The organism is Vibrio sp. 10N.222.49.C9, from assembly GCF_041474985.1.
In the GTDB taxonomy this organism is placed as follows: Bacteria; Pseudomonadota; Gammaproteobacteria; order Enterobacterales; family Vibrionaceae; genus Vibrio; species Vibrio crassostreae_C.
Genome location: NZ_JBFRVD010000015.1, coordinates 1 through 20,510 on the forward strand (window position 1 = coordinate 1; position 20,510 = coordinate 20,510).

Consider the following 20,510-nt stretch of genomic DNA (forward strand, 5'->3'; position numbering starts at 1 on the left):
CTTAAGATCCTGTCTATGACTGCCTACTAAGTGAAGCTTGCGTTGCGAATTCTTAACATTATTCTGCAGACGAAACGTTATCTTCTGCTTGTGACACTTTCTTATACTGAACCTTTGAAAAGTCTCTGTTAGGGAATAAAAAGTTCGCTTCGCTACGAATTTGCTCTGCTTTACTTTCTTCTCCTAGGCCTTGATACGCCAGAATCAGATTGCTGTAGAAAGCCGGTCTTGGTTTGCTCTTAATGATCTCCAGTGACCAATCGATGTAAGGCTGTATAAGGCTCGGGTCGGCTTTGTAGAGGCCGATATTAAGGTAAGTGCTGTATATATCCCAATCGTAGCGATCTTTCCACACCACTGGGTTCGTTACCTGCTTAAGAATGTCCGGATTTTTCGGCTTAGACAGTTCAAACTTAGTCAGTACATAGTTGGTGTGCAGGGCGCTCAACATATAAAAACTGACCAAAATAGGGAGCACTAAGCTCAACACTCTAAATAGGGTCTTGCTGATGATACTGAACGACTGTTGATAATGTCGGGAAGAGCGCTGATCTACCCAGTAAATCAATATAATGAATGTTATCCAGTGAATCGCCGAGTGGTAAAAAGGATACTCAAGTTGAGAGTGCAAAAGGATTGGGATAAATAACGCGAGCAGGGCTAGACGTGTTCCCTTTGCTGAACTTGTTATGCGTGACATCACCAATATTGCAGCAATCAAGATTCCGATGATTGGTACAATCCCCCCTTCAACTCCCCAAAACAGGAACTCATTGTGCGGGTGATCCATTGAAGGAAGACCTGGATGATAGTTCGAGTTGAGTTGATGTTGGCGAGCTGTATATAGCGTGTATTCAGACTCAAATTTCCCGTAACCATAACCTGTAAATGGCTTTTCGATCATCATATCTAAAGCTTGCGGGAACGTATAAGCGCGCGGGCTTTCTAGGTTCGCTTTCTTGTTAGCGAGGCTATCAGTCGCACTTAGGCTGATCACCGAAAAAGCGACGACGACACCGACGAGCACTGATGCGCACCATCCGTAGAAGCGTTTCTTGGTCGAGAACTTGTATAGATAGGGCAGAATGCAGATAAACCCAATGACAGCGGCCAACCATCCGGTACGTGATGCAATGATGATCAGCAAGGGCACGGTTAAGGTTGGAGTTAAATACAGTAGGAATGATTCGCTGATTTTATGGTTATATTTAGCCGGCTGCCTTGCTAAAAGGTAAGCGGACAGCACAAAACCAGTAGCAAGAAAGCTTGCCATTACATTCGGTTGTTGAAATATCCCATATGGTCGGTTTGCAGCAGTGTTGTAGCCAAATAGGTTGCCAGGTTCTAATAAGAAATATTGCACATAGCCAAATAGTGCTTGTATAACAACAGCAAGTACAATGAACCACAACATACGTTGCTTGTGTTTATTGCTGAACTTAAATTGCTGCAGCACCACAAATAAGGCAAAGCCCGTCCACAATCCAAGCAAGCGTCCTGACGCTCCTTGAGGTGCAGCATTGCTGTATAAAATGGGTAGTGTGAGTATGATGCAGCTAATCAACAAGCCAATTGTTAATTTGGAATACTTGAGTACTCGATTGGTCGCGAGTTGGTAAAAGCCAATCGCTAGCGTGAAGCTTAGCGCTAGCCAAGTGGTAGGGTTAAAGGATAGAGCAAGGCCCGAACCACCAGGATTCGGCATAAAAAAATGCATAGCTAACAAGAATACAACAGCTAAAGAAGCCAGAAATGCTTTGTTGAGTGGTAGCTGAGTGACCTGATTTTCTAGCTGAGTACCGCTAGTGTGTATTGTTGCCATAAATCCCTAACCTTATAAAAACAGAGCTTGTTCCTTCTGAAACAAGCTCTGTTACTTTAACATTTTTCTGTCTGCCCGCAGGGCGCTATTTTACACCTACTTCAAATTTAACATAGGCTTAAGGAAGCGAGCAGTGTGTGAACCTTCGACTAACGCCACATCTTCAGGTGTACCCTCTGCAACAATCTCACCACCACCTTGCCCACCTTCTGGGCCAAGATCTAGGATCCAGTCTGCTGTTTTAACGACATCTAGGTTGTGCTCAATCACGACAACTGTATTACCGTGATCACGCAGTCTATGTAATACCGTCAGTAGCTGCTGGATATCGTGGAAATGAAGGCCTGTTGTTGGCTCATCGAGAATGTATAAGGTTTTTCCCGTGTCTCGTTTAGACAGTTCACGCGCTAATTTAACACGCTGAGCTTCACCACCAGATAAGGTTGTAGCTGCTTGCCCTAAGCGAATGTAAGAGAGGCCAACGTCCATTAAAGTTTGCAGTTTACGAGCGATAACAGGTACCGGGTTGAAGTATTCACGAGCATCTTCCACAGTCATCTCTAGAACTTCGTCAATGGTTTTACCTTTGTAGCGGACCTCTAGAGTCTCACGGTTATAGCGCTTACCTTTACACACATCACAAGGCACATACACATCGGGTAAGAAGTGCATCTCTACCTTGATTACGCCGTCTCCCTGACAAGCCTCACAACGACCACCACGAACGTTAAAGCTGAATCGACCTGGCTTGTAACCACGAGAACGTGATTCCTGAGTGCCCGCGAATAGTTCACGAATAGGGGTGAAAATCCCTGTGTAGGTCGCAGGGTTTGATCTTGGTGTACGACCGATAGGGCTTTGATCTATGTCGATTACCTTATCAAAATGTTCTAACCCTTTAATCTTTTTGTGCTTTGCTGGAACTGCAGTCGTGGCACCGTTTAATTGAGTGTGGGCGACTTTAAAGAAGGTATCGTTGATAAGCGTTGATTTACCCGAACCTGATACGCCCGTAATACAACTGAACAAGCCAACAGGAATTGTCGCGGTCACATTCTTTAGGTTGTTCCCCGTTGCGCCAACGATCTCGACGACCTTTTTCTTGTCGATAGGCGTTCTCTTTTCAGGCACTGCAATTTCTTTAGCACCGCTCAGGTATTGGCCTGTCAAAGAGTTCGGGTTTTCGATGATGTCTTGCATGGTACCTTCTGCCACCACGTGACCACCGTGCACCCCTGCTCCTGGACCGATATCGATAACATGGTCAGCACAACGAATTGCATCTTCGTCATGTTCCACAACAAGTACCGTATTACCTAAGTCTCTCAGGTGAATTAAGGTTTGCAATAGACGTTCATTATCGCGCTGGTGGAGACCAATTGATGGCTCATCAAGTACATACATAACGCCAACTAAACCGGCACCGATTTGGCTCGCCAAACGAATACGTTGCGCCTCACCACCAGACAGCGTTTCAGCACTGCGTGATAGGTTAAGGTAGTTCAAACCAACGTTGACTAAGAAATGCAGACGATCATTGATCTCTTTCATCACTTTATCTGCGATCTGCCCACGTTGACCGTCTAGCTTCAATTCTTGGAAAAATTGTAGTGCGTCAGCAATGCTAAGTTCAACGATTTCCGGAAGTGTTGTATCACCAATGAAAACATTGCGAGCTTCTAGTCTCAGGCGAGTGCCATCACAGCTAGAACACGACTTGGTTGAGATGTATTTGGCAAGGTCTTCACGCACCGCGCTAGATTCAGTATCACGGTAACGGCGCTCTAAGGTATTTAAAATGCCCTCGAATGGATGACGCTTAACTCGAATATCACCTCGGTCATTGATGTACTTGAATTCCACTTCAGTTCGACCTGATCCTTTTAGAATGATCTCTTGAGTCTTTTTCGGTAGAGAATTAAATGGCGCATACAGATCAAAACCATAATGTTCTGACAGCGACGTTAGCATTTGGAAATAGTAGTAGTTCTTTTGATCCCAACCTTTTATCGCACCTTCAGCAATGCTTAGGTTCTCATCTAAAATCACTCGGCTTGGATCAAAATACTGTTGAACACCAAGACCATCACACGTACCACATGCTCCTGCCGGGTTATTAAATGAGAACAGGCGAGGCTCAAGCTCTTGCATGCTGTAACCACATTTAGGACAAGCGAAGTTAGCAGAGAATACGATCTCTTCTTGATCCGTTTCGTCCATCCAGCCGACGACAGCGATACCGCCAGAGAGCTCTAATGTGGTCTCGAATGACTCGGCTAAACGCTGTTGAAGATCAGGACGAACCTTGAATCTGTCTACCACAACTTCAATGGTGTGCTTCTTATGAAGTTCAAGTGCTGGTGGATCGGATAGATCACAGGTTTCACCATCAATTCGGGCTCGGATAAAGCCTTGCGCAGCTAAGTTTTCCAGTGTTTTAACATGCTCACCTTTGCGCTCTTTGACAATCGGTGCCATCAACATCATCTTTGAGCCTTCAGGCAGTTCTAAGACCTTATCGACCATTTGACTGATGGTTTGTGCTGCTAGAGGGATGTTGTGGTCTGGACAGCGAGGTTCGCCTACTCGCGCATACAATAATCTGAGGTAATCATAGACTTCGGTAATGGTACCGACGGTTGAGCGAGGGTTATGTGAAGTCGATTTTTGTTCTATTGAGATAGCTGGAGACAGACCTTCAATATGGTCGACATCAGGCTTTTCCATAAGAGATAGAAATTGACGAGCGTAAGCAGACAGAGATTCAACATAACGACGCTGACCTTCTGCGTAGAGTGTGTCAAACGCAAGTGACGACTTTCCTGAACCCGATAATCCGGTGATGACAGTCAGTTTGTCACGTGGAATGGTTAGGTTGACGTCTTTGAGGTTATGCGTACGAGCGCCTCTAATTTCTATTTTATCCATCTCAATAGACCATGTAATTTTAAGTGGCTAAAGTATTACATAGAGTGAGATTTGTGCAAAGTTTTACTGGATAAAAAAACAGTAAACAAAAAAAGGGTGACGCTTTCGAGTCACCCTTTAAATCATTTATTACGCGACTAACTCATCGCTACGTATCATTAGTTAGTATGCCAAAACTAGCGATTAAGCTTCTTTTGTTGTTGAGTGCTTACCTAGTTCGATTTGTTGCTGGTCTTTTTTGTATAGATTTTCAAAGCAGTAATTTGTTGCTTCGATATAGCCTTCTACACTACCGCAGTCAAAGCGTTGGCCTTTAAATTTGTATGCTAATACACAGCCTGCTTTGGCTTGTTTTAACAATGCATCGGTAATCTGGATTTCGCCACCTTTACCTGGTTCAGTCTGCTCGATAAGTTCAAAGATGTCTGGAGTCAGAATATAACGACCAATGATCGCTAGGTTGCTTGGTGCTGTACCTTGCTCTGGCTTCTCTACCATGTCATCAACTCGGAAAAGGTCATCTTTGATCATTTCGCCAGAGATAACACCGTACTTGTGAGTCTCTTCTTCTGGAACTTCTTGTACAGCAACAATAGAACAGCGGAACTGTTTGTATAGCGCAACCATCTGAGCTAGCACGCCTTGTTGCTCGTTCACACAAAGGTCATCAGCAAGTACTACTGCGAACGGTTCATCGCCTACAAGTTCGCGACCCGTTAAAATAGCATGGCCAAGGCCTTTCATCTCACGTTGACGAATGTAGGTGAAGTTTGCCGCTTCAATCGTTTCACGGATATTAACCAATAGGTCTTCTTTATTGGTGCCGCTAATCTGGTGCTCAAGCTCGTAGTTTTTATCAAAGTGATCCATGATCGAGTGCTTACCACGTCCAGTAACGATGCACATTCCATCCATACCAGCTTCGATAGCTTCCTCTACACCGTATTCAATCAGAGGCTTGTTTACTACAGGCATCATTTCTTTAGGCATTGACTTGGTTGCAGGTAAAAAACGTGTACCGTAGCCAGCTGCCGGGAAAAGGCACTTTTTGATCATGATAAGACCCTTTATCTATAATAATTATTGATTCAACCTGAGTGGTTGATATTTCTGAGGGCAACTCTAGCATAAGTTATGTCGAAAATTCAGCAACAATAGCCATGGTTTACTAGAGCTTCCCTCAAAATTATCGTCAGACTAAGAGGTGGGTCGATTATGCAAGCAGGTTCTGGTTTGCCCATGCTATCGCTTGAACTCTATTTTTTACCGCAAGCTTACGGAATATTTGATAGAGGTGAGATTTAACCGTGAACTCACTAATAAACAAGTCATCGGCGATTTGTGTGTTTGAAGACCCGGATTGAAGACAGCGAATCACCTGGATCTCACGAATGGTTAAATCAACATTGGTTGGTGTGGTGTTGGTATTGACCATATTGCGATAATAAAACAACAGTTGATTGGTTACCTTCCTTGGCAGCCAGTTATCGCCATCAATGACTTCTTGAAGACCACGAGCAATCTTGTCCTTTTGTTCAGTGTTGTAAAAGAGTCCTTTTAGTACCCCATAGGTAAGAAGCTCTGAGGTTGGAAGTTGCTGGGGGACATTGAATAAAATGATTTCGTGATTTTTCCACATAACAGTCAGGTTAGGACAAATAATCAGTAGTTGTGGTACCTCTCTGTAATCGACGAGCAAGATCCGGTTACTCTGCTTTCTATCAACTAGCATTAATTCGTCGGGTGTCATTTTGTAGAGAACAATAGATAAATGCTTTTCTATCTCTTTTACATGTAGATAGGTATCGTTTGGGTCGATGCACAGAAAGTGTAAAGTGCGAGCGTATCTTGATTTTCTCATTGAAACGTCCTGTTTGAGTGGGATTAGATTCCACGTTGTCATGCAGGCTTTAGCTTCTCTAGCGCCTTGATAGTGACTTGCGTTGAATATCAATTATCAAAGTAAATGAGTGGTTTGTAAGTGGAGAAAAAAGCAACATCGCTCTGAATATCATGATTTGTTACGTTTTTATTCTTTGTAGTGAGGAGAGAATAGGAATGCGATTTATCACTGTAGAAAAGCATGCTATTCTTGTGCGCTAAAATTTTCTGAGACTATGAATTTAGACGGAGCAAATCATGGCTAGCCGTGGAGTTAACAAAGTTATATTAGTGGGTAACCTAGGTAATGACCCTGAAATTCGTTACATGCCAAATGGCGGCGCAGTAGCGAACATTACCATTGCAACGTCAGAGTCATGGCGTGATAAAGCAACTGGCGAGCAGCGTGAAAAAACAGAATGGCACCGTGTTGCTCTGTTTGGCAAGCTTGCGGAAGTTGCTGGTGAGTACCTACGTAAAGGTTCTCAAGTTTACATTGAAGGTCAACTTCAAACACGTAAATGGCAAGATCAAAGCGGTCAAGATCGCTACACAACTGAAGTGGTTGTTCAAGGCTTCAATGGTGTAATGCAAATGCTTGGCGGCCGTGCTCAAGGTGGTGCTCCTGCTCAAGGTGGCATGGGTAACAACCAACAGCAAGGTGGTTGGGGTCAGCCACAGCAGCCACAACAACAGCAACAACAATACAGTGCTCCCGCTCAACAGCAGCCAAAAGCACCTCAACAAGCTCCTCAGCAGGCTCAACCTCAATATAATGAGCCGCCAATGGATTTTGATGATGACATCCCATTCTAGTCCCTGTTTTTAATATATTATAAAGACAGTATTAAATTGGAAAAAGCCGCGTTCATCGCGGCTTTTTGTTACCTACAATTCTTAACGCTTTATTTACAACGTCAATTTATAGTATAAGTAGCAATACGGTATAATGTGAGTTGAAAAGGATTTCGTTATTCATGAGATATACCCCGACACTAAAATTGAGCACTCGATTGGTCGCATTTGTCACCGTGATAGTGATCAGCGCGATGTTCATTCTTTTTATTGGTGGCACACTTTCCTTTAAGCGTATTGGACAGGAATATTTAGACCATTATTTGGTTGGCATTGTCGACGTTGTAGATAAAGAGATGGAAGACCCTGACGCCGCGTATTCAATGCAGCGTTGGATGCCTAAGATGTTGCAGGCGAGCAATATTGTTGAGATGAAACTCTCGAACAAGACCGGCATCGTTTATCGTTTCAAAGATACCTCCCCACAAATTGATCCCAATCGTCTTTATGAGAAAAGCTTCATTTTAGAGCGTAATGAAGGCTACCGAATCGAATTTAAAGCACTTCCTCCTTATATTGGCTACAACTACTCAATGGAAGCGATGTGGTCAATTACTTTGGCTGTCGCATTGGTTCTGTTCTGTCTTGCTCGCGGTGTTCGTTGGTTGAAAGAACAACTCATGGGTTCTGAAATCTTGGAAGAGCGAGGAAGAATGATCTTGGCCGGTCAGGTTGAAGCTCATGCAAAGGGAGATGAGCGAGAGTGGCCTTATACCGCAAGCGAAGCCTTAGATGTATTGATTGAAGAGCTACAAGATGCTCGTCAAGAACGAAGTCGCTTTGATACCTTTATTCGTACCCATACTTTCCTAGATAAACTCACGGGAACGGCAAACCGAGTTTTATTCGATAATAAGCTGGAATCGGCACTGCATGAAAGTGGTGCTCGAGGCGGTGTGTTACTGATACGTATCGACGAATGGGAGCAAGTTAGTGATGCTAACGATAAGCAAACCACAGACGGCTTTATTATTGAAGTCGGTGAAGTACTGTCGAATATCGTTCAACGCTATCCCGATGTCATTTTTTCTCGCTATTACGAAGCGGACTTTGCTGTATTTATCCCTCATCAGGGCGCAAAAGATATTGCTACCTTGGCTGCTCAGTGTTTAAGGCAGTTAGATAAGCTAACTCCGCCAGAGCCTTTAGAGTCGGATAACTGGTGTCATATTGGTGTGACCATGTATACCGAAGGTGAGCGTCATAGCCAGATCATGGATGAAACGGAAACGGCACTAAAGAGTGCTCAGTTAGAGCGTATTAATAACTGGAGCCGTTACCCGAAAGAGAATAAGAATGAGCTTGATAGAGGCAGTGTTCGTTGGAGAACATTACTTGATAAAGCGCTGCTTCCTGAAAATTTAGTAATCTTTGCTCAGCGGTGTTATCTTATGCCGGAATCTGGTCAAGTTAATGAATTGCATAGAGAAATATTTACTAGAATTCAGGATCCTGACAAAGGTTTATTGAAATCGTCTCGATTTATGCCTGCGGTAGAGCAAGTGGGTTATCAAGCTCAAATGGACCAATCGGTTCTAAAGGTTGTGTTGAAATCGTTGAAAGAATCAACTCAACCTATCAACTATTCAGTGAATCTGAATGTTACCCCGTTTGCTAATAAACAGCACTTTAAGTGGTTTAGGAGTGAGTTGTTACAGCTCTCTGCTCAACACCGCTCTCAGCTTGCGTTTGAGTTTCCAGAAGGGCACTTGATTGCTCATCTTGATTATATGAGACCGGTGGCAAAGATGTTGCGAGGTTTAGGGTGTAAAGTTGTGGTTGGCCAAGCTGGGCGAACCATTGTTAGCACTCACTATATAAAGGATTTGAAGGTTAATTATATTAAGCTTCATCGAAGCCTAATAAAGAAAATCGACCAAAGGCATGAGAACCAACTGTTTGTTCGCAGCTTAATTGGGGCGTGTGGTGATTCTCCAACTCAAGTTATTGCCGTTGGAGTCGAGACAAAACAAGAAAAGAATACCTTGATAGAGTTAGGCATTAACGGCTATCAAGGGAGATATTTCGACGAAGAACAACAAATTATCCCTTTGCCTAATCAAGCAGAAAAAGCCGCGAAAGCGGAATCTGTTGTCAAAGTTGGACGAAGAAATCGATGGCGTAAGAGTAGTAGTTAAGAATGAATTTTAAAGCGATTTTAGACAAAATAAAGCCAACGAATAATAAAGGTAGCTCGCAAGTTGTCTTGCTGGGCAATGACGCCATTTATATTTCATCGACAGAACAGGATCCTCAAGTAGCCAGCATTCCCGTGGTTAATGGGGACTGGGAGAGTGCGCTAAAAAAATCGCTTAGCAGTGAGGCGCTTACCAGTAATAGCGTCCAACTGATTGTCTGTGCTAACTACTACCAAACCTACCAAATTGATAAACCGGACATTCCAGAGAGTGAATGGTCGGTAGCACTGCCTTTTTTACTCAAAGATCTTGTTTCAGAAAGAGTCACGGAAATTACTGCGAGTGCGGTCGCGTTACCAACGTCGAACAAGCTGCAAGTATATGTCCTGCCTAAAAAGCTGTTGGACAAGCTTTTGAATATCACTAATTCGGCTCAGGTTGAATTAATAGGTGTTGCTCCTGAAGATGAAATCTGGGGTTACAGTGCAGGCGAACTGTCTAATTTCATTCTTTTACAACGTAGCGTCAATTCACACTTTAAATTGGGTGCGTTTGTCGAAAATACCGTTTGTTTTCAAAGAACCATCCGCAGTGTTGTGCCACCTTTAACGGGTGTTGCGTCAAGTGCTCTGCAGTTAGATGGCCTCGCTTTAGAGCTTCAACGCTCGATTGATTACCTTTCTTCTCAAATTAAAGGCACCCAGCTTCACCAGCTTAAAATCTGTTGTGACGAAGAAGATGAAGCAGAGTTACAAAGTGCCTTAAACAGTACATTGAGCTCGACAGTTTCACTGTTGGTTGAAGGTGAGCGTGATAATTCAGAGAGTTTGTTGCTTAAACTTGCAGCTGAAAAAGAGACGTTTAAGGTCAATCTTTACCCTGAACACCTTAAGCCTAAAAAAGAATATTTTACGCTGACCAATGTTGTTGCGAGCTGGGGAGTAGTTTGTGTTTTGATGCTTGGTGGTTACTTCGCAATGCAGTATCAAGTTTCTAATCTAGATAAAGAGCTAACAGCCCTGCAACAAGACTCGAATCAACTTAACAAGCAAGTTAACCAATTGAATAGTAAGTTAACTCAGCATAAACCGTCTCCAGAGAAAGTCGCGGCGGTTGCGCGTCTCAAACGTGAGACTGAGGCTAAAAAAGAGGCTTTGAAGGCTGTTGGACAATACGACGAATCCCAACAAGTCGGGTATTCTGGCGTCATGAATTCCTTAGCTAAATTAGGCCGAAATGACATTTCTCTTTCGCACATCTACATGACCCACGATACTTTAGATCTTAGTGGCTTGGCTCGTAACGCAAATGTCGTTCCGAACTGGATTGGTCAGTTTAAAAGTGAGCTTAATTTAGTCGGACGCACTTTTGAAAAACTAAAAATTGGCCGTAATGATCAGGATGTGGTGACGTTTGAGCTAAGTACTCGTCGGGAGAGTAAATAATGCAGCAGTGGAACCAGCTGAGCGATAAGTTTCTTGCATTAAGTCAAAGAGAAAAATGGCTACTTTTTGTGTGTGGTTTTGTTGGCCTATCGATGTTGTTGTTCACCTTATTGGTTGAGCCTGCGTATCTCGATCTACAAGCTAAAAATGCCAAGGCGAGCAGCCTGACTCAATCGAATCAAAGGCAGCAAGGTGAGTTACTTGTTCTGCAAGCTCAGTTAAACAAAGACCCAGACAAAGAAATTAATCGAGAGTACAAAAAGCTGCTGGTGGAGAGCCAAGATCTCTCTCTTCAGCTTTCTCAGATTGTTGATGGATTAATCACACCTTCTCAAATGTCGCAGTTACTGGAGAGCGTTCTTAACGCCGGTAATGGACTAAAGCTTGAATCGCTAGAGTCATTAAAACCAGAAGCGATTTCGAACAATAAAGAGACCAGCGAATATTCAGGCTACTTTCTTCACCCTGTAAGAATGGAGCTAACCGGCAGTTACTTTGATATCTCAGCTTACCTTCAAGCACTTGAGTCTCTACCTGTGAGTTACTACTGGCGCACATTTGAATACTCAGTAGAAGAATATCCTAAAGCTCGACTGGTGTTCGAGGTTTACACATTAGGTACTAGACAGGAGTTTATCGGTGGTTAGAACTCTTTTGTTGTCCTTGCTATTTAGTAGCTCTTTTGTGTGGGCTGAGCAAGATCCCACGGCGCCATTAGGCTGGCTTTCACCTCAACAGAAAACGGCGCCTGCTAAGAAAGCACCAACTCGTTATCGCTTGCCTTCTTTAGAAAGCATCGTGTGTAAGGGAGATACGCCTTGCTATGCGATTATGAATGGTCAGATTCTCGGACAAGGGGAAACGATCAGAGGGTACCGAGTTAAGAACATAGATCCAGAATACGTCACTCTGCAGAGAAGCTCTAAGCAGTGGAAATTAGAGATGTTCTCTTTAGATGTTAAGAATAATTAAGGTTAGAGTGAAGACATGCGTAAACTTGTAGTAGCAATCCTAGTGTCATCTTTAGTCGGCTGTTCGATGGGGCATAGAGATCCTGTTGAGATTAAAGAGTCTTTAAACGAATCAATTAATGAAGCCAATAGCAGAGCGCTTCATGAGCTGCCTTCGTCGGTTCAAGATGACCTTATGCCTCAGCTTAATTCTGACTCGATGTCTCCGGGGATGGAAACGGTTAAGCGTTTTCGTATTCAGGCAAAAGGCGTTGAAGCGAGAACTTTTTTTGCCAGCTTAGTGAAAGGTACGGAATATAGTGCGGCTATTCACCCAAGTGTGTCTGGAAACCTTACGCTTAATCTAACGGACGTGACGTTAGATGAGGTACTGGCTGTTGCTCAAGATATGTATGGCTACGATATTGAAAAGCGTGGCAAAGTGATTCAAGTTTATCCTGCCGGTCTTCGCACCGTAACGATCCCTGTCGATTACTTACAAGTTAAGCGTTCTGGTCGCTCACTAACGACGATCACCACCGGTACGATCTCTAACTCAGATTCGAATTCATCGAGCTCTTCAAACTCGAACTCAAACTCGTCAAATTCATCTAACTCTTCTAATTCATCAAACTCGACATCGAATGGTGGTACAGAGATTGAAACGACCTCTGAAAGTGATTTTTGGCCACAGCTTGAAGCGGCGGTTGCTCACTTAATTGGCTCGGGCGATGGGCAAAGCGTTGTCGTGACCCCGCAAGCGAGTGTGATTACAGTGCGTGCTTACCCTGACGAAATTCGTGAGGTTCGAGAGTTCTTAGGTATTTCTCAAAAACGCCTGCAGCGTCAAGTTATCCTAGAAGCCAAAATCATGGAAGTAACCTTGAGTGATGGTTACCAACAAGGTATTAGCTGGTCTAATTTATCTAAGTCGATTGGCAGCGGCGGTGTGGTAATTGATCGACCTGGTGGAACTTTGCCTCCATTAGATGCGATCAGCTCTTTGTTAGGCGGGCAAACCAACGTAACGATCTCAGATGGCAGTTTTGAAGCGGTATTGAGCTTTATGGATACTCAAGGTGACCTGAACGTTCTATCAAGCCCACGAGTCACAGCTGCAAACAACCAGAAAGCGGTTATCAAAGTGGGTACTGACGAATACTACGTGACGGATTTATCTAGCGCGGTAGGCAGTGGTGACAACGCGAACGTTGCACCTGAGGTTGAGTTAACTCCGTTCTTTTCGGGTATCTCCTTAGATGTGACCCCTCAGATAGATGATAAAGGTAGCGTATTCTTACATGTTCACCCAGCCGTTATTGAGGTCGAGGAAGAAGTGAAAGAGCTCAACCTTGGTTCTACAACGGGTGTGGTGCAGCTTCCTTTGGCGAAAAGCTCTATTCGTGAGTCTGACTCAGTGATTCGAGCTCGAGATGGCGATGTGGTTGTTATTGGTGGTTTGATGAAATCCAACACCAGTGATGTGACCTCTAAAGTTCCATTCCTCGGTGATATTCCAGCCTTAGGTCATTTGTTCCGTAATACCAATCAGTTAACGCAAAAAACTGAGCTCGTGATCTTGCTTAAGCCAACGATCGTGGGTGTGAATACTTGGCAAAATGAGTTGGAGCGTTCACGTGATCTTCTTCAGCAGTGGTTCCCTGATGAAGAGTAATTGCTTACTTTTTCAATATAGAGTGGCAGTGTCTCACTAAGCTAGGTCGTCGTATGTATCAAGCTCACTTTGGTTTTGAACAACTGCCATTTACCTTAACGCCGAATACCGATTTCTTCTATGGTTTAGCGCCTCATTTCGAAGCGATTCAGACGGTAATCTCGGCGTTGGAAATGGGTGAGGGCGTGATTAAGGTGACCGGAGAAGTAGGCACTGGAAAAACCATGGTTTGCCGGATGTTGGTCAATCACCTACATGACTGTACAGCTCTGATCTACTTACCAAACCCTGTGTTATCAGGGGCAGACTTGCGCCAGGCGGTTGCAACAGAGCTTGGTTTAGCTGTCGATAATGAAGCAACCTTGGTTGATAACATTCAGCATAAGCTCATTGAATTGCACAATTCTGGTTTAAGAGTGGTGGCTATTCTTGATGAAGCTCAGGCTCTATCGGATGAAGCGCTCGAAACATTAAGGTTGTTTGGTAACCTTGAAACGGAAGATAAAAAACTGCTGCAGATTGTCTTATTAGGTCAGCCAGAATTGGATGCTCGATTAGAGGCGTACCACCTAAGGCAGTTTCGCCAAAGAATCACATTTAGTTCGACACTGAGACCGCTGAATCTCGATGAAACGGTGGCTTATATTGATAATCGAATCGCTAAATCTGGTGGTAGCCCTGAGTTATTCAGCTTGAATCAAAAAAAGGCGATCTGTCGTTCGTCGTTAGGTATCCCTAGATTGATAAACCAACTTTGCCATAAGGCTCTATTGCTTTCGTTCAGTGAAGATAAGAAAAGTATCGACAACCAACATCTTTTTTCAGCTATGCATGAAACGTACGATGTGTGTAAGCCTAAATTTAAAACGCCAATACTGTGGGGTTGGAATTAATTATGAGCGTCATTAACAACGCCTTGTCTGAATTGGCAAAGAAAAAATCAGCGACTTCGATTGAAGCGGCAGTCGTACCTAAAGTAAAAACGCGTTCCCCCCTAGTTTGGGTTGTTGCGGGTTTTACTTTGAGTTTAGCGATGGGCGGCTGGGCGATATCGCAAGGCCCTGTGATTGATCAGTCTATTGTTGAGCAGTCAATCTCAACTCGAGATTTACAGGTTCAAGTCTCTGTCGTTGATGATTCAAATGGCATTCAGGAAGTTGCTCAACCTATCTCATCGCCAACTAAGAAATTGGTGACACTAGACTCTGCGATCCTTTCAACAGAAAACACTGCGATGGCAAAAAGCGCTCAATCTAAGCCTAGTGTTTCCGAATCAGTTGTTATGTCTGCCCCAAAAGCGACAAAACAACAAACACCGGCTAAAGCTCTAAGCGTGCCTGAAACGACTAAGACTGAAATTCCCCAACCGATTTACGTTGCTAGTGTGGCAAAAAAAGCCCCTGCGTCTATCTCTAATGAGCCTGTAGCCTCTGGTGATTCAGAAAATAGCGGAATGTTGATCGAACAGGTTGAGTTAACTCCGGAACAGCTATCTGTGAATGCACAAGGTCGAGCTCAGAAAGCGCTTGATGCGAACGATCTTACTGGTGCGTTGAAGGGCTACACTGAAGCTCTACGCTACACGCCACGAAATGAAGATGTCCGTCAGAAACTTGCGATTCTCTATTTTGGTAAAGGCGATACTCGCAAAGCCTATGAGCTTTATCAGTCTGGAATTAAGCTCAACATCAACAGTGAAAAATTGCGATTAGGGTTATCTAAACTGCTGGTTAAAGCGAATCAATCAGAAGCGGCGCTGAGCCCTTTAGTACACATGCCTCCGCATCCAACTCAAGAGTATCTAGCAATGCGTGCGGCGTTGAGCCAAAAATCACAGCAAGAAGAAATCGCACTCGAGAGTTACCAAAAGTTGGTTGAGGTCGATTCAGATAATGCTCGCTGGTGGTTAGGCTTAGCGATTCAGCAAGAACGTCAACTCGATTTCACAGCTGCTAAAGCGTCATACCAAGGTGCGTTAACCAGAGTCGGTATCTCATCTCAATCACAAAGCTTTGTGCGTGACCGGTTAAAAATACTCAATGCTTTAGAGGAGAGCGGCGATGCAAATTAGATTAAGAAAAAGACTTGGTGATTTGCTTGTCGAAGAAGGCATTATCACTGAGGCTCAAGTTGAACAAGCACTGGCCGCTCAGAAAAGTACTGGGCGTAAGCTGGGTGATGCGCTAATTGAGCTTGGCTTCTTGTCAGAACAGCAAATGCTGAGCTTTTTGTCGCAGCAGTTAGCGATTCCTCTTATTGATTTAAGCCGAGCCGTTGTCGATGTTGAAGCAGTACAGCTTTTACCCGAAGTACATGCTCGTCGCCTTCGTGCATTGGTTATTGGACGCCAAGGTGACACTTTGCGTGTTGCAATGAGTGACCCTGCGGATCTGTTTGCCCAAGAGTCTTTGCTTGGTCAGCTCGGCGATTACGCGCTTGAATTCGTTGTTGCTCAAGAAAGGCAATTGGTTGATGGCTTCGATCGCTATTATCGAAGAACCAAAGAGATTGCCTCGTTTGCTGAGCAACTTCACGCTGAACACCAAGTTAATGATGCTTTTGATTTCGATATCGCTGAAGAAGACAGTGATGAAGTTACCGTCGTTAAGCTGATCAACTCACTATTTGAAGATGCTATTCAGGTTGGTGCTTCGGATATCCATATCGAGCCAGATTCAAACGTATTGCGTCTTCGTCAGCGTATTGATGGTGTGCTGCATGAAACATTGCTGAATGAAGTGAATATTGCTTCAGCACTTGTACTGCGCTTGAAGCTGATGGCAAACCTCGATATTTCAGAGAAACGTCTTCCTCAAGACGGCCGATTTAATATCCGAGCTAAAGGTCAGTCGGTTGATATTCGTATGTCGACCATGCCAGTACAGCACGGTGAATCAGTGGTTATGCGTCTTCTTAACCAATCAGCGGGCCTACGTAAACTAGAAGAGTCGGGCATACCGAGTGATCTGTTGGTTCGTCTGCGTCAACAATTGCGCCGTCCACATGGCATGATTTTGGTTACCGGCCCAACCGGCTCAGGTAAAACAACAACCTTATACGGCGCGTTAAGTGAATTAAACGAACCGGGTAAAAAGATCATTACTGCGGAAGACCCGGTGGAATACCGCCTACCTCGTGTGAATCAAGTTCAGGTAAACCCTAAGATCAATCTCGATTTCTCTACTATCTTGAGAACCTTTCTACGTCAGGATCCCGATATTATTCTTATCGGTGAGATGCGTGACCACGAAACCGTTGAGATAGGCTTGAGAGCTGCACTGACCGGCCACTTAGTATTAAGTACGTTACATACCAATGATGCGGTAGACAGCGCGTTGCGTATGATGGATATGGGTGCTCCGGGTTACTTGGTCGCGAGCGCTGTTCGAGCAGTAGTCGCACAGCGATTAGTTCGTAAAGTGTGTACAGATTGTAAGGTTGAGGATGAGTTAGATGAACCTCGCAAGCAATGGCTGAGCGTCCGTTTCCCTAACCAAGTAGGTGTGCCGTTTATGAAAGGCCGTGGTTGCCAGAACTGTAACTTAACGGGTTACCGCGGGCGAATTGGTGTATTTGAAATGTTGGAGCTAGAGCAAAACATGATGGATGCACTGAGAGCTAATGATGCGGTAGGTTTTGCTCAAAAGGCGAGACAGTCTGAAAACTATAAACCGTTATTGGCTTCTGCGATGGAATTGGCTCTGCAAGGTGTCGTGAGTCTTGATGAGATAATGCATCTTGGCGAAGGTGATGCGTCCGGTGCCACTGACCCAATTTATCTGTAGGGGTAGAATGATATGCCAACGTATCGTTATGTAGGTCGCAGCTCTGATGGTAGTCAAGTAAGTGGGCAATTAGACGCGAATAACGAAGATCTTGCTGCTGAAAGCTTGATGAGTAAAGGGATCATTCCAACCTCTATCAAACTGGGCAAAAGTGGTGGTTCAGTCTTAGATATGGATGTATCGAGTCTGTTCTTTCCGAGTGTACCGTTAGAGGTGTTGGTTCTGTTTTGTCGACAGTTATACAGCCTAACCAAAGCGGGTGTACCACTATTAAGATCGATGAAAGGCCTCACTCAAAACTGCGAAAATAAGCAGCTGAAAGCCGCCTTGGAAGAGGTGGTTGCTGAGCTAACTAATGGTCGCGGCTTAGCGGCGTCAATGCAGATGCACCCAAAGGTATTCAGTCCGTTGTTTGTCTCGATGATTGGCGTTGGTGAAAACACAGGCCGTCTAGATCAGGCTTTACTGCAATTAGCTGGATATTACGAACAAGAAGTTGAGACTCGCAAACGAATTAAGACTGCGATGCGTTACCCAACATTCGTGATCAGTTTTATCTTGATTGCAATGTTCATTCTTAACATCAAGGTTATTCCACAGTTCTCAAGCATGTTTGCGCGCTTTGGTGTCGACTTGCCGCTGCCTACTCGTATCTTGATTGGTATGTCTGAGTTCTTTGTGAATTACTGGGGCTTAATGCTTGGAGTGATCTTTGGTCTTATCTTCGCTTTTAAAGCTTGGGTGAAGACAGACAAAGGCTTGGAAAAGTGGGATCGATTACGCTTAAAAATGCCGGTCATTGGCGGGGTAGTGAATCGAGCACTGTTGTCACGCTTCTCGCGTACTTTTGCTTTGATGCTTAAAGCGGGTGTTCCACTGAACCAGTCGCTAGCGCTTTCGGCGGAAGCTTTAGATAACCGTTTTCTAGAGTTGCGAGTTCAAGCCATGAAATCGGCCATTGAAGCCGGTAGTACGGTTTCGTCGACCGCGATTAACAGCGAAATTTTCACACCGCTCGTGATACAAATGATCTCCGTCGGTGAAGAGACGGGTCGTATTGATGAGCTATTACTTGAAGTGGCTGATTTTTATGACCGCGAAGTCGATTACGATCTGAAAACCTTAACCGCCAGAATTGAACCCATTTTGTTAACCATCGTTGCAGGCATGGTGCTGATTTTGGCGCTAGGTATCTTCTTGCCGATGTGGGGAATGTTGGATGCGATCAAAGGCTAGGGAATGCTAAATAACCTACAACGCTCACGTTTTGTTATTTGGACAGTGGTTATTCTTTTTCTTATTGTCGGTGTGCTTTCGGCATTCAAAACGGTAGAAGAAGAAGCGACTAACACGGCATTTATCGTCGCGAGCAAGCGGATTTTAGAGCAAGCCAATTTGTTCAAACAGCAGTATTTGTTATCGGGTGCTGGGCAAGAAGAAGGCTCGGAACCCCCAAAGATCTACAGCAGAACTGGATGGATAATGCCTATCCAAGGTACGGAGAGAGACTGTAACTATTGGCTGGATCAATTATATCCTCAAGGGAGCATTTTAGGGCTAAGCTCTCCAAGAGTTGAAGATAAAAGTGATAACATACACTTTCACTGTAGTTATCATTATGCTGATAAATATCAGGTAGATATATTACTCGAAAGAGAAAGGTTTAGTGTAAAAGCCAATATTTTGGCTTTGTGAAAATATTGACAGTTTTTTTATGGTTTTATACGAGCGCGAATGTATAATGCGCGTTAATAATTAGATGAGTAGGTAGAAAATGCTTAAGAATCAAAAGGGTTTCTCCCTTGTCGAATTAGTCATAGTGATCGTGGTCGTTGGTTTATTGGCGGTGGCTGCTTTACCTCGCTTTCTCGATGTGACAGATGAAGCCAAGAAATCAAGTATTGAAGGTGTTGCTGGTGGCTTTGCAACCGCAGTACTATCGGCAAGAGCACAGTGGGAAGCAGAAGCTAGGCCATCAGAGAAGATAGGTGTTGAAACATACAATACTGTAAATTATGATGGTGTTGATTTTTGGTTAACGAGATCAAAGAACAGTAACAATGTCGATACCGATTTTAGAGATGGCTATCCGTGGACTCTGAACAATAATTCGAGCACTGCTCCACAAGATATTTCAGATGAAACATGTTCTGAGTTGATGGAAAACTTGCTGCAAAATCCACCTAAAGTAGGTGCGGTTTCAGATGTCGCTAATGACTCAAATTACAAATATTCAGCGCAAGCGAATTCAGGTGATGCAACCTGTACTTACGTTCAATTAGAAGGTAGTACAGAACATGAATTTGTTTACGAAATTAAAACTGGTCGTGTGACCGTAACTTTGCAGTAAGTCTGCGTAAAATTAAACATAGAGAGAGCTTAACTATGAAAAGACAAGGCGGTTTCACCCTAATCGAACTAGTGGTTGTAATTGTTATTCTAGGTATTCTTGCTGTAACTGCGGCACCACGTTTCCTAAACCTGCAAGATGATGCTCGCACTGCAACATTAGAGGGCTTACGTGGGGCTGTAGCAGGAGCCATGGGGATCTCTTATGGTAAAGCGGCAATCAACGGCATTGAAGCTACAACATATACTGCTTTTACTGATGATAATCCAGGTACTGTAGTTGAAGGTATAGCACATAGTTTTGGTTACCCTGTTGCTGTTAACGATGAAACTGCTAACCAAGGCGGTATCATGCAAACCTTAGATGTATCAAATGAGTTCGTGGTTTTAGATAGCTCTGAAGATGATGCAACTGACCCTACAAATACTACTATTGACATTGGTATAGACGGATACACTGTGCAATGTGTTCAGTATACAGCAGCTATTGATGCGAATACGCCTGCGACTGTATTGATTGTTGATGGTGCCGATGGAAACTGTGGTTTATAATCTCCAGTGAATATTATCTAGATTTTAGGCCGGCTTTTGTCGGCCTTTTTCTTCCTATCGCTCATAAATATTAAAACTATTCATATACATAAGATCGTAAACTTCGTTATCTTGTATAATCAGTATTCGC

General features: G+C 43.9%; 17 protein-coding genes. 13 read left to right on the forward strand and 4 right to left on the reverse strand.

All coding sequences use genetic code 11. The features are described 5' to 3' along the window. Positions 1-58: 58 nt before the first annotated feature. The 4 genes from AB4585_RS05380 to AB4585_RS05395 all read right to left on the reverse strand — a co-directional run bounded on the left by AB4585_RS05380 (position 59) and on the right by AB4585_RS05395 (position 6,611). Positions 59-1,822, reverse strand: coding sequence for a PglL family O-oligosaccharyltransferase (locus tag AB4585_RS05380; protein ID WP_372169409.1), 1,764 nt, complete (start codon positions 1,820-1,822; stop codon positions 59-61). A 96-nt stretch (positions 1,823-1,918) separates the two neighbouring features. Then, positions 1,919-4,750: an excinuclease ABC subunit UvrA gene (gene uvrA, locus AB4585_RS05385; RefSeq protein WP_017061339.1), complete on the reverse strand. Its 2,832-nt coding sequence runs from the start codon at positions 4,748-4,750 to the stop codon at positions 1,919-1,921. 183 nt (positions 4,751-4,933) lie between these two features. Next, positions 4,934-5,806 carry a UTP--glucose-1-phosphate uridylyltransferase GalU gene (gene galU, locus AB4585_RS05390; protein ID WP_372155535.1) on the reverse strand — a complete coding sequence of 291 codons (873 nt, stop codon included), beginning with the start codon at positions 5,804-5,806 and terminating at the stop codon, positions 4,934-4,936. Between the two features lie 157 nt (positions 5,807-5,963). Next, the gene (locus tag AB4585_RS05395; RefSeq protein WP_029235590.1) at positions 5,964-6,611 is read right to left on the reverse strand and encodes a LuxR C-terminal-related transcriptional regulator; all 648 of its coding nucleotides are present in this window, start codon (positions 6,609-6,611) and stop codon (positions 5,964-5,966) included. Between the two features lie 278 nt (positions 6,612-6,889). On the opposite strand from AB4585_RS05395, the gene AB4585_RS05400 reads away from it, so the two are divergent. The 13 genes from AB4585_RS05400 to AB4585_RS05460 all read left to right on the forward strand — a co-directional run bounded on the left by AB4585_RS05400 (position 6,890) and on the right by AB4585_RS05460 (position 20,380). Further along, complete coding sequence (locus tag AB4585_RS05400) at positions 6,890-7,447, forward strand: single-stranded DNA-binding protein (protein ID WP_017061342.1); 558 nt, start codon at positions 6,890-6,892, stop codon at positions 7,445-7,447. Between the two features lie 161 nt (positions 7,448-7,608). After that, positions 7,609-9,624 carry an RNase E specificity factor CsrD gene (gene csrD / locus AB4585_RS05405; protein ID WP_017062969.1) on the forward strand — a complete coding sequence of 672 codons (2,016 nt, stop codon included), beginning with the start codon at positions 7,609-7,611 and terminating at the stop codon, positions 9,622-9,624. 2 nt (positions 9,625-9,626) lie between these two features. Then, a complete protein-coding gene (locus AB4585_RS05410) occupies positions 9,627-11,069 on the forward strand; it encodes an MSHA biogenesis protein MshI (RefSeq protein WP_372155536.1) in 1,443 nt (480 codons plus the stop codon). Beyond that, a complete protein-coding gene (gene pilO, locus AB4585_RS05415) occupies positions 11,069-11,716 on the forward strand; it encodes a type 4a pilus biogenesis protein PilO (RefSeq protein WP_017061345.1) in 648 nt (215 codons plus the stop codon). Before AB4585_RS05410 ends, pilO begins: the two co-directional genes overlap by 1 nt. Then, the gene (locus AB4585_RS05420) at positions 11,709-12,041 is read left to right on the forward strand and encodes a hypothetical protein (protein ID WP_017061346.1); all 333 of its coding nucleotides are present in this window, start codon (positions 11,709-11,711) and stop codon (positions 12,039-12,041) included. Before pilO ends, AB4585_RS05420 begins: the two co-directional genes overlap by 8 nt. Before the next feature lie 15 nt (positions 12,042-12,056). Further along, positions 12,057-13,694, forward strand: a complete 1,638-nt coding sequence (mshL, locus tag AB4585_RS05425) for a pilus (MSHA type) biogenesis protein MshL (protein WP_017065932.1) — start codon at positions 12,057-12,059, stop codon at positions 13,692-13,694. A 53-nt stretch (positions 13,695-13,747) separates the two neighbouring features. Continuing rightward, positions 13,748-14,587 (forward strand): ExeA family protein, encoded by an 840-nt coding sequence (locus AB4585_RS05430; protein WP_017061348.1) that lies wholly within the window; start codon positions 13,748-13,750, stop codon positions 14,585-14,587. Between the two features lie 2 nt (positions 14,588-14,589). After that, complete coding sequence (locus tag AB4585_RS05435) at positions 14,590-15,765, forward strand: tetratricopeptide repeat protein (protein WP_371721860.1); 1,176 nt, start codon at positions 14,590-14,592, stop codon at positions 15,763-15,765. Next, complete coding sequence (locus AB4585_RS05440) at positions 15,755-17,479, forward strand: GspE/PulE family protein (RefSeq protein WP_017061350.1); 1,725 nt, start codon at positions 15,755-15,757, stop codon at positions 17,477-17,479. The genes AB4585_RS05435 and AB4585_RS05440 overlap by 11 nt, the downstream gene beginning before the upstream one ends. A 12-nt stretch (positions 17,480-17,491) precedes the next feature. Further along, a complete protein-coding gene (locus AB4585_RS05445; protein ID WP_017061351.1) occupies positions 17,492-18,715 on the forward strand; it encodes a type II secretion system F family protein in 1,224 nt (407 codons plus the stop codon). A gap of 3 nt (positions 18,716-18,718) precedes the next feature. After that, positions 18,719-19,174 carry an MSHA biogenesis protein MshF gene (locus tag AB4585_RS05450; protein ID WP_372155538.1) on the forward strand — a complete coding sequence of 152 codons (456 nt, stop codon included), beginning with the start codon at positions 18,719-18,721 and terminating at the stop codon, positions 19,172-19,174. A gap of 79 nt (positions 19,175-19,253) precedes the next feature. Continuing rightward, complete coding sequence (locus tag AB4585_RS05455) at positions 19,254-19,829, forward strand: prepilin-type N-terminal cleavage/methylation domain-containing protein (protein WP_017068729.1); 576 nt, start codon at positions 19,254-19,256, stop codon at positions 19,827-19,829. 35 nt (positions 19,830-19,864) lie between these two features. Then, the gene (locus AB4585_RS05460; RefSeq protein WP_372131917.1) at positions 19,865-20,380 is read left to right on the forward strand and encodes a type II secretion system protein; all 516 of its coding nucleotides are present in this window, start codon (positions 19,865-19,867) and stop codon (positions 20,378-20,380) included. Positions 20,381-20,510 lie beyond the last annotated feature (130 nt).